The sequence below is a fragment of the Phocaeicola vulgatus ATCC 8482 genome, from assembly GCF_000012825.1.
Taxonomy (GTDB): domain Bacteria; phylum Bacteroidota; class Bacteroidia; order Bacteroidales; family Bacteroidaceae; genus Phocaeicola; species Phocaeicola vulgatus.
Map to the genome: position 1 here is coordinate 2,665,969 of NC_009614.1, position 16,205 is coordinate 2,682,173.

General features: G+C 42.7%; 13 protein-coding genes and 1 riboswitch. Of the genes, 4 read left to right on the top strand and 9 right to left on the bottom strand.

Annotation, left to right across the window (positions count from 1 at the left end):
* Positions 1-13: 13 nt before the first annotated feature.
* Positions 14-2,035, bottom strand: coding sequence for a TonB-dependent receptor plug domain-containing protein (locus BVU_RS10415; RefSeq protein WP_011965430.1), 2,022 nt, complete (start codon positions 2,033-2,035; stop codon positions 14-16).
* A 64-nt stretch (positions 2,036-2,099) separates the two neighbouring features.
* A riboswitch (cobalamin riboswitch) is annotated at positions 2,100-2,327 on the bottom strand.
* 262 nt (positions 2,328-2,589) lie between these two features.
* Here BVU_RS10415 and BVU_RS10420 point away from each other — a divergent pair.
* The gene (locus BVU_RS10420; RefSeq protein WP_011965431.1) at positions 2,590-3,561 is read left to right on the top strand and encodes an alpha/beta hydrolase; all 972 of its coding nucleotides are present in this window, start codon (positions 2,590-2,592) and stop codon (positions 3,559-3,561) included.
* Positions 3,562-3,948: 387 nt separating this feature from the next.
* Entirely contained in the window at positions 3,949-5,307 is a 1,359-nt protein-coding gene (locus BVU_RS10425; protein WP_008667781.1) for a transposase, read from the top strand.
* A gap of 179 nt (positions 5,308-5,486) precedes the next feature.
* Here BVU_RS10425 and BVU_RS10430 read toward each other — a convergent pair whose 3' ends face one another.
* The 5 genes from BVU_RS10430 to BVU_RS10450 form a co-directional block, all read right to left on the bottom strand.
* A complete protein-coding gene (locus BVU_RS10430; RefSeq protein ID WP_005842565.1) occupies positions 5,487-6,260 on the bottom strand; it encodes a prephenate dehydrogenase in 774 nt (257 codons plus the stop codon).
* A gap of 4 nt (positions 6,261-6,264) precedes the next feature.
* Positions 6,265-7,332 carry a bifunctional 3-deoxy-7-phosphoheptulonate synthase/chorismate mutase type II gene (locus BVU_RS10435; RefSeq protein ID WP_005842564.1) on the bottom strand — a complete coding sequence of 356 codons (1,068 nt, stop codon included), beginning with the start codon at positions 7,330-7,332 and terminating at the stop codon, positions 6,265-6,267.
* Between the two features lie 19 nt (positions 7,333-7,351).
* Positions 7,352-8,536 carry a pyridoxal phosphate-dependent aminotransferase gene (locus BVU_RS10440; protein WP_005842563.1) on the bottom strand — a complete coding sequence of 395 codons (1,185 nt, stop codon included), beginning with the start codon at positions 8,534-8,536 and terminating at the stop codon, positions 7,352-7,354.
* A complete protein-coding gene (locus BVU_RS10445) occupies positions 8,511-9,353 on the bottom strand; it encodes a prephenate dehydratase (RefSeq protein ID WP_005842562.1) in 843 nt (280 codons plus the stop codon). The genes BVU_RS10440 and BVU_RS10445 overlap by 26 nt, the downstream gene beginning before the upstream one ends.
* Positions 9,354-9,610: 257 nt before the next feature.
* Complete coding sequence (locus BVU_RS10450; RefSeq protein WP_005842561.1) at positions 9,611-9,967, bottom strand: winged helix-turn-helix transcriptional regulator; 357 nt, start codon at positions 9,965-9,967, stop codon at positions 9,611-9,613.
* Between the two features lie 189 nt (positions 9,968-10,156).
* Between BVU_RS10450 and BVU_RS10455 the strand changes: the two genes are divergently transcribed.
* Together BVU_RS10455 and BVU_RS10460 are read left to right on the top strand one after the other, a co-directional pair.
* Positions 10,157-10,687, top strand: a complete 531-nt coding sequence (locus BVU_RS10455; protein ID WP_005842559.1) for a DJ-1/PfpI family protein — start codon at positions 10,157-10,159, stop codon at positions 10,685-10,687.
* Between the two features lie 68 nt (positions 10,688-10,755).
* On the top strand, positions 10,756-11,931 hold the full coding sequence (locus BVU_RS10460; RefSeq protein ID WP_005842558.1) for a MalY/PatB family protein: 1,176 nt from the start codon (positions 10,756-10,758) through the stop codon (positions 11,929-11,931).
* Here the strand turns inward: BVU_RS10460 and BVU_RS10465 are convergent, their stop codons facing one another.
* From BVU_RS10465 to BVU_RS10475, 3 genes are read right to left on the bottom strand one after another with little or no spacing between them, the layout of a single operon-like run.
* Complete coding sequence (locus tag BVU_RS10465; RefSeq protein ID WP_005842557.1) at positions 11,932-12,933, bottom strand: AI-2E family transporter; 1,002 nt, start codon at positions 12,931-12,933, stop codon at positions 11,932-11,934.
* Between the two features lie 59 nt (positions 12,934-12,992).
* A complete protein-coding gene (locus BVU_RS10470) occupies positions 12,993-13,943 on the bottom strand; it encodes a tetratricopeptide repeat protein (protein WP_005842556.1) in 951 nt (316 codons plus the stop codon).
* Between the two features lie 14 nt (positions 13,944-13,957).
* Positions 13,958-16,171: a beta-N-acetylglucosaminidase gene (locus BVU_RS10475; RefSeq protein ID WP_005842555.1), complete on the bottom strand. Its 2,214-nt coding sequence runs from the start codon at positions 16,169-16,171 to the stop codon at positions 13,958-13,960.
* Positions 16,172-16,205 lie beyond the last annotated feature (34 nt).

A 16,205-nucleotide genomic window follows, 5' to 3' on the forward strand; every position in this document is an offset into this window, starting at 1 on the left:
ACATTTATATTGTTTAAAATCTTAATACTCCCGTTATGCGCCAGGAACGTCCGGGCATGGGATAATATTTGATAACATCATATTGCTTGTCAGTGAGATTGATAACTTCTGCCTGAAGGCGGAGGTGACAGCCTTTCATTGTAAATTCCCGCCATAAAGTGGCTGTGTGTTCTACATAACCGTCTATCTTATTCACCGGTATATTCTGTGCCATATAGTAGCGTTCGCTGACCCCTGTCAGGCTGTAACCCACATTAATCCAAGGAGTTTCGATGGTGGTCGAAGCATTGCCGCTATGCTGAGGCGTATAGGGCAGCTGGTCTTTATAATTCTTGGCATCGGGATTTGTCATATCTATGGCTTTTTGCCAGGAATAATTGCCGCTTAATCCTACGTTTATGTTAGGGCAGACAGGTATGGAAGTAGCCATTGTCGCATCAAGGCCGGTGATATGTACCGTGCCGTAATTCTGCATTTTCCATACATAAGTACTGGGAAAGGCGACTATTTTATCGGTTACTTCATTATAATATCCGTCAAGAGTGATAGAAAGGAAATCGGTAAACGAAAACGGCTTGCCGTTCCAAGTGACACCTATATTGTATTCGCGTGCCTTTTCCGGGCGTAAGGAGGTATTTCCTATGCGTAGATAATAAAGGTCATTGAAGGTAGGTACGCGGAACGTATTCTTATACATTGCGCGGACGTATAATTGTTCTTCTTTCCATGGCTGAATGGAAACGGACAGGGTGGGCGACAGGCGTTTCCGGTCGTCGGGAGTATTCCCTGCTTTTACTTCTTCCGTAATGAAAGTCCCCACCAATGTGCCCGATAGCTTGATACGTCCCCATTGGTAACGTGCATTGAGGGCTGTGAGCGAGGAATATCTCACCGGGTTGGGGCTGTCGTTGATATTGGTGTGAAGGGTATTGATGAATCCATCCTGCGCGAGCGATAATTCCAGACCTTTGACGGGCTGATAAAGCACGGCGGCGGACAGATAATATTCGTCCTGACGGTTGATGTCGGTCTGCTTTCCGTTTTCATACTTCACGTCTGTATCTTCGTATTTGTTCCAAGAATGGTTGAACTTGGCTTGCGCCTGCAAAGTCCATTTGGGGGAGAAGGTTTTCTTATAACGGGCTTGGGTGAAGAAATTCTCGTCCCACAAACGTTCTTCTGCCTTCGGGTTGTATAGAATGACAGCACCGGGCAGTCCGCGTTCGGAATAAAAATAATAGGCTTTCACATCCAGTGTACTTTCGTCATGGAAAGTATGAAACAGATTCGCCTCTCCCTGCCATGTATGAATATCCGAATTGTTTCTTTTCTCTTGAGTGATGTATTTTCCGTTTTCCAATGTGAAGGGATAATTACCGTCGGCACGTATAAAGGAAGCATCGACTGACAGACCGGTGTGTTCTCCCAGCTTCTGCCATCTGCGTATGGATGGGGCTATGTAGCCAAAGGCTCCTCCCCGGATTTGTATTTGTGACAGGGAGGATTTCCCATTTTCGAAGACGGGTTTCTCCGTTTCAATGCTGAGTACTCCTGCCGAAGCATACAGACGGGCCGGTTGCAGCAGATTCTCATCTTGTCCGATTGCCAATGAAAGAGAGGATACATTGTCGAGGGAGAAACGCCCGATATCGATTTGTCCTGCCTGACTGTTGCTGACGACTACTCCATCGTAGCTGACTGCTGTGTGTGCAGCTCCTAAATTGCGGATGGAAACGGTCTTCAGACCGCCTATGCCTCCGTAATCACGGACGTTGGTTCCGGCAAAACGCCTTACGGCATCTGCCATATTCTGTAACCCCAAGTTCTTTATATCTTCCTTGTTGATAAGTTGTACAGGGCTGCCGGTTGTTACTTTGGCAGGCGGACGTCTTGCCGTAACCGTAACTTCATCTATTTTATGCACTTTTCCGGTGATGGAATCTCCTTTCTCCTGTGCCTGTATTTCAAGCGGCAATAGGAGAAAGCTGCAAAGCAGACAAAGCCATAGCTTATAAGCCTGGTTATTTCCTTTCATTTAAAAAAACATATTAATGAATAAATACCGCATTCTTACCGCTGCTCTTTCCTCGAAAGCGACGGTCGATGACTTTACGTTTTGCAGGTCTTCTGACTTACTCCTGTTTACTTGCCTTCCCACCTTATTATATATACAGGCAGTGGCGTGAGTGGATAAGTAAACCTATCCCCTTATAGAGGTAGATGGAGCTTACAGCAGCGGGACTGTTCAGGACTTGCACCTGATTCCCTTTTCATCCGCTTCCTCGCATCAGTCGGAGGTACGCGGAACAAAACATGGCAAAGATAGTTTGTTTGGATGAATAAGAAAAGGAAAATGATAAAAAATCCTTTTTTTAATTAGTTACAGATTTATTTTCTCCCAGCAAAAGTAGGCGTGTATAACGGTTCTTTTTTTAGTGACAAAACGACTTGATTCTATCCATGTTGAAGATAAAATAGAATAGTATTGAATAAAATAAAACTGATGCTTAACAACATTCAAATATTGATTCGCTTTATTCAATACAATCACTATATTTGTTAAATGGATAATCTTAAAATACGTAATAGATGAAACACTTGAATTTTATTTTAGCCGGTTTATTTTTCCTGTGCGGTCTTTGTTGTCGGGCACAAGTGCTTCCTTTGGAAGAAAATGTGGTGCTGAACACCAAGGAAGGACAAATCAAAGGAAAACTGCTTTTGCCCGGTGGGGTGAAAACCTGTCCGGTGGTGCTTATTATAGCCGGCTCCGGACCTACGGATATGGATGGTAATTCAGCCATTGGCAATTTGAGGAATAATTCGTTGAAGTTTCTGGCGGAAGGCTTGGCGGCAAACGGCATCGCTTCCTTGCGCTTTGACAAGCGGGGGATAGGAACCAGTGCGTCGGCAGGTAAGGAGGAAGCGAAACTTCGTTTTGAAGATTATGTGAATGATGTGACGGGCTGGATTGATTACCTGGCGAAAGAGAAACGTTTTACGACAATCACGGTGGCAGGACATAGCGAAGGGGCGCTGATTGGAATGCTGGCCTGTCAGAACCGGCCGAAGGTGAAAGGCTATATCTCGGTTGCCGGTGCGGGGCGTCCTGCCTACGAGATTATAGAGGCGCAAGTGGCTGCTCAACAGAATCCGGAAGCGGTGCGGAAGGAGGTGGCATCCATTAACGGGTCCTTGAAAAACGGCAAGGAAGTGAGTGACGTGCCGGCTTATCTGCAATCATTGTATCGGGCTTCTGTCCAGCCTTATTTGATTTCCTGGTTCAAGTATAATCCCCGGACGGTGATTGCTTCCGTCAAAGTGCCGGTCCTCATCGTTCAGGGTAAAAATGATATTCAGGTATCGGTGGAGGATGCCGAACTTCTGAAAAAGGGTTGCCCGGCTGCCGAACTGCTTTTGATTGATAAGATGAACCATGTGCTGAAAGATTGTGAATCAAAGGCCGTACAGCAGCAGATGCTTACTTACGGGAATCCTTCTCTGCCGGTGAACAGTACTTTGATAGCTTCTGTCAGTACATTTGTGAAAAAACTGAAATGATATGGGAGAAATAAAGAAACGTTTGCCGTTGCAATGCCCTGCGTGTGATGCACCGTTGAGGGAGATTCATTTCGGTCCGGCACCCAATCCTGTCTGGTGTGTTATGCGGCAGAGCATCTGATGGTGTGGCTGTTGTGTCGTATGTTGATAAGCCATCTTTATGGATAAAATAAAAAAGAGGATGCCAAAAGTCTTGTTGAAGCTTTGACATCCTCTTCTATGTTATACTGATGCGTTATTTAGGGACATTCATTAAATATTACAAAATCAGCCAACTAATTCATACACAAAGTATTGCGAATTAGTTGGCTTTTTTGTATCTTTAGGTATTCCCCCGAAAATAAGATTTGACGGCCAAAACGGGGGAAATATCCAAACTAATAAGATATGGCAAAGATAGTGAATATTTCAGAAATTCACCCTACTTTGGGTTTTACAGAATTTGATATTCTGGAAAAATACCGCAAGAGTTTTAATGAGAGTGAGCTTGGCAAGCTTCATTCGGTCTTTCCGTTTGAATGTATGGCAAAAGCCGCCGGCCTGTCGGACCGGCGCCTGGGACGCAGGAACAGATTCAGTCCTTCCGCAAAGATCGCCCTTATGGTCCTGAAGGCATACACCGGATTCTCCGACAGGCAACTGGTGGAACATCTGAACGGGAACATACACTACCAGATTTTCTGTGGAATTATGATTCCCCCGTCCCTTCCCATAACCAACTTCAAGATAGTCAGTGCCATCCGTAATGAGATAGCATCCCGCCTTGACATTGATTCTTTCCAGGAGCTCCTGGCTTCACACTGGAAACCTTATCTTGATAACCTTCACGTCTGCATGACCGATGCCACATGCTATGAAAGCCACATGCGTTTTCCTACGGACATGAAACTCCTTTGGGAAAGCCTCGAATGGCTCTACAGGCATATATGCCGGCATTGCAGGGAGTTGGGCATAAGGCGTCCGCGCAACAAATACAGGAATGTGGCGGAATCCTATCTGTCCTACTGCAAGAAAAGAAAGAGGAGAGCTTCAAGGACAAGAATGCTTAAGCGCCGTATGATCAAGCTTCTTGAAAAGCTCCTCAGTCAAAGGGATGGGATCCATAGCGAGTACGGTGCTTTACTCCGATATACCCAGGATTATCATAAGCGTCTTTCCATCATCAGAAAGGTGCTTGTACAAGAAAAGGAAATGTTTGAAGGGCGGAAAGTCAGTGACCGCATCGTCAGCATTGACCGTCATTATGTACGTCCCATCGTCAGAGGCAAGGAAACCAAGTCCGTCGAGTTCGGTGCAAAGGTCAATAATATACAGATAGACGGCATATCGTTCATCGAACACCTCTCGTTCAAGGCATTCAATGAGGGTATACGCTTGAAGGACTGTATCCGTATGCAGCAGAAGCTTATGAATGTAAGGGTAAGATGTGTGGCTGCCGATTCCATATATGCCAATAATGCCAACAGAAAGTTCTGTACAAAATATGGGATATCCACATCCTTTGTGCGCAAGGGAAGGGCGGCCAAAGATGAGCCTTTGAGGAAGGTGCTTAGAAGCGAACTCTCAAAAGAAAGGGCAACACGGCTTGAAGGAAGCTTCGGCACTCAAAAGCAACATTACTCGCTCTCAAGGATAAAGGCCAGAAACAGGAAGACGGAAATACTGTGGATTTTCTTTGGAATACATACGGCAAATGCCATACTGATGATAGAAAAAATCAGAAACAAAACAGCTAAAGCAGCATGATATGATTTTACTCACAGAATCAGAAGAGGTCATCAGACTTCTTCCGGAACGTCATGTCCTGTCGGATAGAAGTATGTGAGAAAGCACGGAAAAATGACAATAAGAATGGCATATGAAATGGTCATGCCCTATCATCTTCATATGCCATCTTATTTTTTAGAGACATTTACTGAATATCCCTATTTAATCTTTTCTCGAATCTTGCTAAGATAGGCACGCATCCCCGCAGCATCTTTCTTGTTGATGATATCCAACAGCTCATTTAATTCTGTACGGATACCTTCTACCTGTGCAGGGGTGCGGGGATTGAATAAAATTTCCTGCAACAGGTAGTCGTCTTCGTTCAATACTCCTTTGGCTATCTTCATGTGGCGTTTGAAAGTAGTACCGGGAGCGTCCTGATGCTTCATCACTGCCGCAAAAACGAAAGTGGAGACAAAAGGGATGGACAGCGAATAGGCCACTGTCTCATCGTGCTCTTCAAAGGTATATTCAAAGATGTTCAGACCAAGGTTTTGGTATAAGTCCTTGAAGAAGATTTTACCCAGATGGTCGCCTTCGCTGATGATGATGGCATTTTCGGTGCTCAGTTTGTCAAGGTTGGCAAATGTGGGACCGAACATGGGGTGGGTAGATACATAACGGAATCCGCATTGGTCATAAAACTCTTTCAGTCCGGTCTTTACCGAGGCAATATCGCTGATGATGCAATCCTTGGGGAGAGCGGGCAATACTTGGTGAAAAGCATCCAGCGTATATTTCACGGTTGCCGCATTGATAACCAGTTCGGGTTTGAATTCTTCAATCTCTTCGAGTGTGGTATATCGGTAGGTATTGTAAACGAAACGAAGGCGTTTCGGGTCTACATCAAATACAGCGGTTTCGTGCTGGAAGCTCAATACATCGGTAAAGAAGGAGCCCATTTTACCGGCTCCTAAAATTAATATTCTCATCGGTTTACTTATTTATGATTTCCATTTGTTGCCTTACGCTTTCTTCGTGAATGGCTTCGAATACTTTTTTAATGAATTCTGAATCCATGCCGCACAATGAACCTTGTGCACCACGCTTGTCCAGAATCTCATTGTAACGACCTGTCTGTAGAATGGTCATATCATGTTCTTTCTTGAATGTACCGATTTCACGGCAGACACGCATACGTTTTGCCAATACTTCGATAATCTCATTGTCGCAATCATCGATTTGGTTACGCAGTTCACCCAGGTTTTCAGTTGTTTGGGTTTCTTTGCGGATGACCAGCAGATTCAGGATGTAGTCCAGCACATCGGGAGTGACTTGTTGGGCGGCATCGCTCCATGCACAGTCGGGATTGCAGTGTGATTCTACGATTAAGCCGTCAAAACCTAAGTCCATCGCCTGCTGGCAGAGGGGAGCTACCAACTCGCGCTTGCCACCGATATGGCTGGGGTCACAGAAAATAGGCAGTTCGGGAATGCGGCGGCGCAATTCGATAGGGATATGCCATTGGGGTAGGTTACGGTAAATCTTTTTATCATAAGAAGAGAATCCGCGATGGATAGCACCCAGTTGCTTCAAACCTGCATTGTTGATGCGCTCGAAAGCTCCAATCCACAATTCAAGGTCAGGGTTGACAGGGTTTTTAATCAATATAGGAATATCCACACCTTTCAGTGCATCGGCAATTTCCTGCACGGCAAACGGATTGGCAGTGGTGCGTGCGCCAATCCAAAGCACATCAATACCTGCCTTTAAACATTCGTAAACGTGTTTGGCAGTAGCTACTTCGGTGGCAACATACATACCGGTTTCCTGTTTCACACGTTTCAGCCATGCCAGGCCATCTACACCGATGCCTTCGAAACCTCCCGGTTTGGTACGCGGTTTCCAGATGCCGGCACGGAAAATCTTAATGCCTTTATTGGCCAGCATAGTGGCGGTATCCATTACTTGTTCTTCGGTTTCGGCACTACATGGGCCGGCGATAATCATCGGGCGTTTCTTTTCAATTCCCGGAAGTTCGATGGGTTTTAAATCTAATTCCATAATCTGATATTTTGTTTTGTTACATTATCTTTTTAATTCTTTCCAGTGCTTCTGCCAGCTTTTCTTCTTTGGCACAGAGGGAAATACGGATATAGCGTTTGCCGTTGCTGCCGAAGATAAAGCCCGGAGTAATGAACACACGTGCTTCGTGCAAAACTTTTTCGGTCAGTTCTTCTACATCATTGTAAGATTCGGGAATGCGTCCCCAAAGGAACATACCTACCTGATTGGGATCAAAGCTACAACCGAGTACTTTCATAATCTCTTCTGCCAGTTGGCGGCGACGGCTATATACATTGACGTTCGCTTCTTCGTGCCATTCCACACTGTTGTTGTAAGCTTGTGCGGCGGCCAGTTGCATGGGGCGGAAAGTTCCTGAGTCAATATTACTCTTTATTTTCAATATCCATTGTACAAACTGCGCATTGGTGGCGAGCATTCCCACACGCCAGCCGGGCATGTTGTGGCTCTTGCTCATAGAGTTGAACTCGATGCAGCATTCTTTGGCTCCGGGCACATTAAGAATACTCAGTGGTTTCTTGTTCAGGATAAAGCTGTATGGGTTGTCGTTTACAATCACAATATTATGGCGGCGTGCAAAGTTTACCAGCTTTTCATACAGTTCCATCGTGGCGTTCGCTCCGGTCGGCATATTGGGATAGTTGGTCCACATAATCTTGACGCGGCTCAAGTCCATCTTCTCCAGTTCATCAAAATCGGGTTGCCAATGATTGTCTTCGCGCAGGTTGTAGTTCACAATCTCACTGCCCAATATTTTATTTAAAGAGGTGTAGGTAGGATACCCCGGATTGGGAACCAATACCTGATCACCCGGATTGACCAATGCCAGCGTCACATGCAGGATACCTTCTTTGGAACCGATGAGCGGCTGGATTTCGGTTGCCGGATCAAGCTCTACATGATACCAACGCTTGTACCAGTCGGCCATGGCTTTGCGCAATTCAAGAATGCCGACAGTAGGTTGGTATCCGTGCGCATCAGGACGCTTTGCCTGTTCGCACAACACATTGACGGTTTCTTCCGAAGGAGGCATGTCAGGGCTTCCGATACCCAAACTGATTACATTTTTACCTTCGGCATTCATTTGTGCCACTTCTTTCAGTTTACGGCTGAAGTAGTATTCGCTAACATTCGCCAGACGGTCTGCCGGCTGAATATTATATGGTTGATGTTCCTTCTGCATATTCTCCTAATATTTTAAGTTCTTTTGTCAATGGTGAAACGGCGTCGATAGACTGCTTGTATCTTAAATAATCATTGAAAATTACGTCTACATAGAACAGATATTCCCATTCGCGGCCTATAATCGGTAATGATTGAATCTTGGTCAGATTTATTTTATAGAAAGAAAAGATAGAGAGCACTTGCGACAGGCTTCCTTCGTTGTGGGGGAGGGAGAAGACGATATTGGCCTTGTTTACTTTCGAACGTTCACGTAAGTCATCGGCTTTCCATGGGTCGGCCACTACAAGGAAACGCGTGAAGTTGTGTTTGTTTGTTTCGATGCCTTCTTCCAATACTTTCATTCCGTACAAATCGGCGGCGTATCTGGAGCAGATAGCGGCGTGTCCTTTCAGATTTTCCCGTTTGATGGCTTCCGCACTTCCTGCCGTATCTTCCGTTTCTACTATTTTCAGTTTGGGATGTTGTATCAGGAATTCACGGCATTGTGCCAAGGCAACGGGGTGGGAGTTGACTTCTGTCAGTGTTTCCCAATTGTCGTCCGGCAAGCACATGAAGCTGTGTTTGATGCGTAGTTTGTGTTCGCCGACAATGGTCATGCCGCTTTCGCGCAGTAACTCATAGTTGTGCAGCAAACTGCCTGCAATGGTGTTCTCGATAGCGAGCATACCAATTACATTGCTATCCTGCTTTATGTTCGCAAAGACTTCTTCGAACGTGGAACAGCAGATTAGTTCGATCTCTTCTCCGGGGAAGAACTTGTGGGCGGCAATGTCGTGATACGAGCCCGGTACACCTTGTATTGCTATCTTTTTCATTCGTATATATATTATAAAAAAATCCCGCTTCTGCCGGAAGCGGGATTTCGTTGTTATTATCGCATTGTTTTAATCATTGTTTAACGTACACATACAAATTCCCGCTTCACTTTGTTGCTAAAGTAAAAGTAATAAAAGAAGAAAAAGTATGTATTGTATAATGCTTTCATTTTGTTCTTATTGTTATTGAATACGCTGCAAAAGTAATATATTTCTAGCAAAAACAAATAAATAAGAAGCTTTTTTTCAATTTTTTTTTAGGCTGTGCCTGTTTGGCTCCTGCTTTCCATAATTCCCGGCATCTGTTGTAAAGCCCAATCTACTAATCCTTCTATATGTGGTATTAAGCTTTTCCCTCTTTCTGTCAGTTCATATTCTACTCGCGGCGGAACTTCGGCATACACCTTCCGGCTCACTAGTCCGTCAGTTTCCAGTGTGCGCAGAGTTACAGTCAGCATACGTTGTGAGATATCGGCTATTGTTTTATGAATGTCGCAGAATCGCATGGTTCCGTTAGCATTTAATGTGATAAGAACCAGCATAGACCATTTATCACCAAGCCTGCACAATACATTCCGTACAGGGCAATTATTATCCGGATGAAAATTTTTCATTTTTTAATATTCTCTATTTGCTTGCCGTTCAACAATGGTTACCTCTATGTAAGTTCCTTATCTACAGGTGCCTTCTTGTTTTTGGGAAAAAGGATACTTACATTTGCATCACAAAAGTAATAAACTTACTCAAGGTAACTATTGTTTTACTAGATAAATTTATTGTTTCACTTATAATAAGTTAAGATTATGGCAAAGAAAGTAGCTGTTTTAGCGGTAAATCCGGTGAACGGATTCGGTTTGTTCCAGTATTTGGAAGCGTTTTTTGAAAATGGTATATCCTATAAGGTGTATGCAGTGGCGGAAACAAAGGAAATTAAAACAAACTCGGGCATTGAATTGGTGGCCGATGATGTGATTGCAAATCTTATAGGGCATGAAGATGATTTTGATGCTTTGGTTTTTGCCTGTGGGGATGCGGTTCCTGTATTTGCTCAAAATGCGGATAAACCTTATAATGTGGACTTGATGTCGGTCTTGAAGGCATTTGCCGGGAAGGGAAAGATCCTGATAGGTCATTGTGCTGCAGGCCTGCTGTTTGATTTTGCTGGAATTACAGAGGGAAAGAGATTAGCTGTGCATCCTTTGGCGAAACCAGCTGTAAGTAAAGGGATGGCTACTGATGAGAGATCGGTTGTTGATGGTAATTTTTATACAGCACAAAGTGAAAATTTTGTTTGGACAATGATGCCTCAGGTAATTGAAGCCTTGAAAAAATAAGGGAATATTAATGTCGCCCAATGTAGAAATTTCCTATATTTGGGCGACAATTCCTAAAAATAGAAACAATGAAATACAATTTTGATAAAGTGATAGATCGCAGCGGTACGTCTGCTGAGAAAGTAGAAGGGCTGAAACATATTTGGGGACGTACGGATTTGATTCCTTTATGGGTGGCTGATATGGATTTTGCCACAGCTCCTTTTGTAACAGATGCTATTCGTAAACGTTGCGAAAATGAAGTTTTAGGGTATACCGGCAAACCAGATAGCTATTATAATGCGATTATAAACTGGGTAAAACAGCGTTATGATTTGATCGTGACCAAGGAAGTGATAAATTTTGTTCCCGGCATTGTACCGGGCATCGGTATGGCTATGAATTGTTTTACTCAGAAAGGGGATAAGGTAATGATTCAACCTCCTGTTTATCATCCTTTTGCATGGGTTACGACTCGTAATGAGCGTACTTTGGTCATAAATCCGTTGAGATGGGAGAACGGGATGTACCGTATGGATTTGGATGCTTTTCGTGAACAAATTAAAGGTTGTAAGCTCTTTATTTTATGTAATCCTCATAATCCGGGTGGCGTTGTGTGGACTGAAGCAGAGTTACGAGCGATAGCTGATATCTGTTATGATGAGAAAGTATTGGTCTTCTCGGATGAAATTCATGCGGATTTGACTTTACCTCCTCATACGCATCGTCCTTTTGCTACTGTCAGTGAAAAGGCTCGAATGAACTCCGTTACTTTTATGTCTCCTAGCAAGGCTTTTAATATGCCGGGACTATCTGCCTCACATGCTCTTATTTTTAATGAAGATTTGCGTAAACGCTTCCGTATCTATATGGATGCCGGTGAGTTGGATATGGGACATGTCTTTGCTTTTCTTTCTGTTGAGGCTGCTTATAGTCATGGTACGGAATGGCTTGACCAATGTTTGGCGTATATACAAGGAAATATAGATTTTGTCGACGAATTTTTGAAAAAACATGCACCTAAAATCAAGGCCATTCGTCCGGAGGCTTCTTATTTAGTTTGGTTGGATTGCCGTGAACTGGAGTTGAGCCAGAAAGATTTGAATGAATTCTTTGTAGATAAAGCGCATTTGGCATTGAATGACGGGGAAATGTTTGGTAAGGAAGGCATTGGCTTTATGCGTTTAAACGTGGCAAGTCCGCGTTGTATCATTGAAAAGGCGATGAAACAACTGGCGGATGCTTATCAACTATATATAAAGTGATTATTTTAAGTATTGCGTCTTAAAGATATTCACGCATAAAATGAAGATGGATAACAATAACGGTCCGAATATGACACCCATGAATCCGAATAAGGAAAGTCCGATGACCACTCCAAAAATGGTGATGAGTGGATGGGTGTCTGCCATCTTCTTTTGCAGAATAAAACGAATTAGATTGTCAATGTTTGTTACAATTAATCCACAATAAAGAAGTAGTCCGACGGCATGTGTCCAATCTCCTGAAAGAGCAAGATAGGCGGCTAGCGGGAACCATACCAATGCTGTTCCTACAATAGGAATGACGGTGGCAAAGCAGGTCAGGAAGCCAAACAATAGCGCGCTGGGTACATCAAACAAATAGTAGCCTAATGTAGCTATTCCTCCTTGAATGACTGCCAGTAAGGGAATACCTATTGCATTACTCCTGACAATCATATTAATTTCTTTCAGTACATTTTTTTTGTTTGTATCGCTGAAGGGAAGTAACTCATAGATGTATTTTTCCATTTGAATTCCGCCAATCAGCATGAAGTAGAGAATAAAGACCAATACGAAAGCATTAACGGCAAAGCTACTGATACTTCCCATCAGAAACTGTCCGATGGCAGGAAGAATTGAGGCTATGGATGAAATGTTTTCTGCGCTTAGTAAGTCATATCCCGTCTTGGTATGAAGCCAATCGGCAAGATTGGTTACCGTATGGATAAAACCTGTCGTATCTACGTTTACCGTCTGTAATTTATTGATCAGTAACCATACAGCCAATGATAAAGGTACAAGAAAGCACATGATGGCTTCTATCAAGAGTAAAATGGCTGTAATACTTTTTTTGAAATGTTTTTCTTGGGTAAGATAAAACATTTGTTTTCTTACCATGATGTAAATGGTGCATGCTCCTAAAATACCTCCTATGAAAGGAGACATTTTTATAAATAAAATAAGTCCTAATCCCAGTATAATGGTGATAAGGGAATATTTCCAATACTGTTCTTTTACGCTCATGTGTTTTTTGCTTATTTTGTATATAAATAAACAATAAAACGAATTGAAATGTTCCGCTTTTAAAACGGAACATTCTTAGTCATGTTTTCATAATTATTGTATTGACCGCTAATATTCATTTCATTTTCAGGAGCCAGTTCTATTGCTTTCTTCATATCTTCCACAGATCCGTCTTTGTCTCCTTTAAGTAATTTGATACGTCCTCGTTCATGATATGCTTTGGCAAAGTTGGGATTGATTTCAATGGCTTCATCATATACAGCCAATGCTTTGTCAAAATCTTTGTTTACCAGATATAGTTCTCCTGACAGGATATAGGCCTTTTCATTGAACGGATTGAGTGACAATACTTGATTAAAACATTCTTGTGCTTGTTCCGGTTCATTGGTGGCGGCTAGAATTTCTCCTTTCAAAAGCAAGGCTTGTTCGTCGTCGGGATTGAGGCTGAGCAACTTTTGTATATCTTCGGCAGCATCTTTTGCTTGTTTCATTTTCCAAAGTACTTCAGCGCGTAGCTGGTATGCTTCGGTATAATCTTCTTTTAATACGATAGCTTTAGTCAGCATAGCGATGGCGGTGATATCATCTTTCATGCCGATAGCTGCTTTTGCTGTCAAATAGAAAGATAGGGGGTTCTTATTATCTAAAACCAAAGCTTTTTGGCAGGCATCCTTCATATTTTCGTAATCTTCCTGCATATAGCAGATGCCAGCTAGTGAAAGGAAGGTGTTTACTTGTTCAGGATCTTTTGTAGCCATGCGGTCTAGTGTGATACGGGCATCATCTAGTCGGTTTGCCTGTGTATAAGCAGTGGCTAGCAGGCTGAGTGTTTCCAATTCATCGTTGATGGCAACTGCTTCTTCAAAACATTTAATGGCATAAGGTAGTTTACCCATACGTTGGGCGCGGATGCCGTCGTATTTTAAAATCTCGAAGTTCTTTTTATCATTTTTCTCTTTTTCGGTTTCGGGGGTGTTGTTTCCGCCGAATAAGGATTTAAATAAGCCCATAATTTATAGTTGTTTTATTTGTCTATTGTTATAATAAATCGTCTGAGGTAAATTTCTTGTTCCTGATGCTGCATGTTGGTAAAACGTACTGCCTTTATTGGTTTCTGTTGTAAACTGGCAGTCAGTCGGTTGTTTTCTTGTGTAAAGTGTACTTTACTCCAGTCTTTTCCATTTGCAGATATCTCAAGACTTCCCCAAGTTTCGATTTCCGGTTTCCCGAAATCTATCTCTATATTTTCTCCGGGATAAACTTGATCCAGTTCGATAGTCAATGAACCATTACCGGGCCATCTGATAACTTCCAGCGCCGGAGAAATCTGAATGCGGTTTATCTTTACCTGTAAAGGTAAGTTCTTTATCTGACTGATATCGCTTATTAGTTTATGCGGCATATAGTCGGTTTCAGCATTCAGCAGTGTGCTATATTTTTGGTTATAGCATTGCGTGACGGTGGCGAAAGTTTGATCAATCAATGGCTTGATTACTCTTCCTGCTGTCTTTATACCCGGCTGGTAAGGGTTTTGGTTGTATGTCTGGTCAATTTGAAACATTTGTTGTTGCAAGGCTTTCACGTGTTTGTATTTACGCATAAATAAAGATTGGTCATTTTTGTCGTATGCTTTGACCATTGCCAGTACTTCATTTCCGGTTTCACCCAATAGTTTGAACTGATAAAGCCAAGGCATGATTTCTACTATAATCGGATTTTTATCAGCATGGGCGACTAAAATATCACTTGATTCAACCATCTGGCTGAAGGTTTCTTGTAGAATAGAGAAGTCTTTTTCAGTGTAAGTTTTATTTTTTATGTAACTTTCAGTAAAGCTCTGCGCTGTGGGTTGGAGATTTACAGATTCCTCTCGGCGATATTTATGTCCGTTGGGGCCCAAGTCCGAATTATGGGCGGCAAAGAATTCCAGTTCAGTGGCAGCATCGGGCAAAATGTTCATAATAGCGTCTTTCCAAGTTTTTTCACTGTTATATTTTGTTGGATTCCAAGCGTATGAGGCTACACTATAAATGGCTATTTTAGAAGCCTCGGCATGTTCCATCGGATTAGTTACAAAGCCAGACATCTGATTGGCTATTTGAGTATCGTTTCCATATACTGGTCCCATGAGCAGATGATCTCTAACGTAATCGGAAACAGGAAAGTTCCACCATATATATGCCGGACGTTTAATCCGTTCGTTTATCCATTGAATACCATCTTGGGTAATATCGGAAATAACCCGGTCTCCTGTCCACATAATTTGTATGGATGGATTCAGTTTGTCTCCTAAAGTAGTAAGATATCCTTTAGCAGGGTCGGACCAACTTTTATTGTATTCTGTAGGACACATGATAAGGGGAGTTACATCCGGTTTTACTTTTACAAAATGTTCATCTATGTAATTCAGCAGTTCTGCTTGTTTCACAGGGTTGGTACCTTCTCCTGAAATATCATCAAAGAAGACGGCAAAAGAACGGACACCGAGATGATACATCTTTTCAAATTTTGCCAATAATAATTCACGGTCTTCTTTATTCCATTTGATGTCTTGTCCCGGATGGATAGCCCAAACAAAATCGACTTCGTTTTCTTGAGCTACTTTTACTAATTCCTGTAATTGTTTTGCTTCTTTTTCGGGGTAAGGCAGACGCCAGTTGGGAGAACTATGGTAAGGGTCATCTTTAGGGCCGTATATATAGGTGTTCATTTTGTTTTCACCATAAAATTGAAGTTGGCGAAGACGGGCATTATGGCTCCAGGGGGTCCCGTAAAATCCTTCTACGACACCACGGTAGCGTATGGCCGGATAGTCTTGTATCTCTATTACCGGTAATTGGTTATCTTTGAGCAATTGTTTTAAGGTTTGCAAGGCATAGTAGGTTCCACGTTCATCGTTTCCTGCCAGAATTATTTCCTTATTATTGATGGATAGATAATAACCTTCCTTTTGGTTGGGGATCTGACGAGTAAACTTGCGGATGGACTTGTCTCCTTTTTCTCCTATATAAATGCGCAAACCGGTATTGGCCGGGTGTTTTCCACCTAATAAATCTTTTAATTCTTGTACGGCATATGGATTGGCTTCAGTTTCTCCCAAGAGTTGGTAAGTTTCAGGTAAATTGATTTGTCCGTCTTGTTTGGAAACTTGTTGAGGGATGGGCTGTACTTCTATGTTTTGGGCAAAGATAGTACAACCGGTAAAAAGACAAATGATTGCCAAATGCATTTTTTTCATGTTCTGTTGGGGTAAAAGGTTAATAAATCAATGG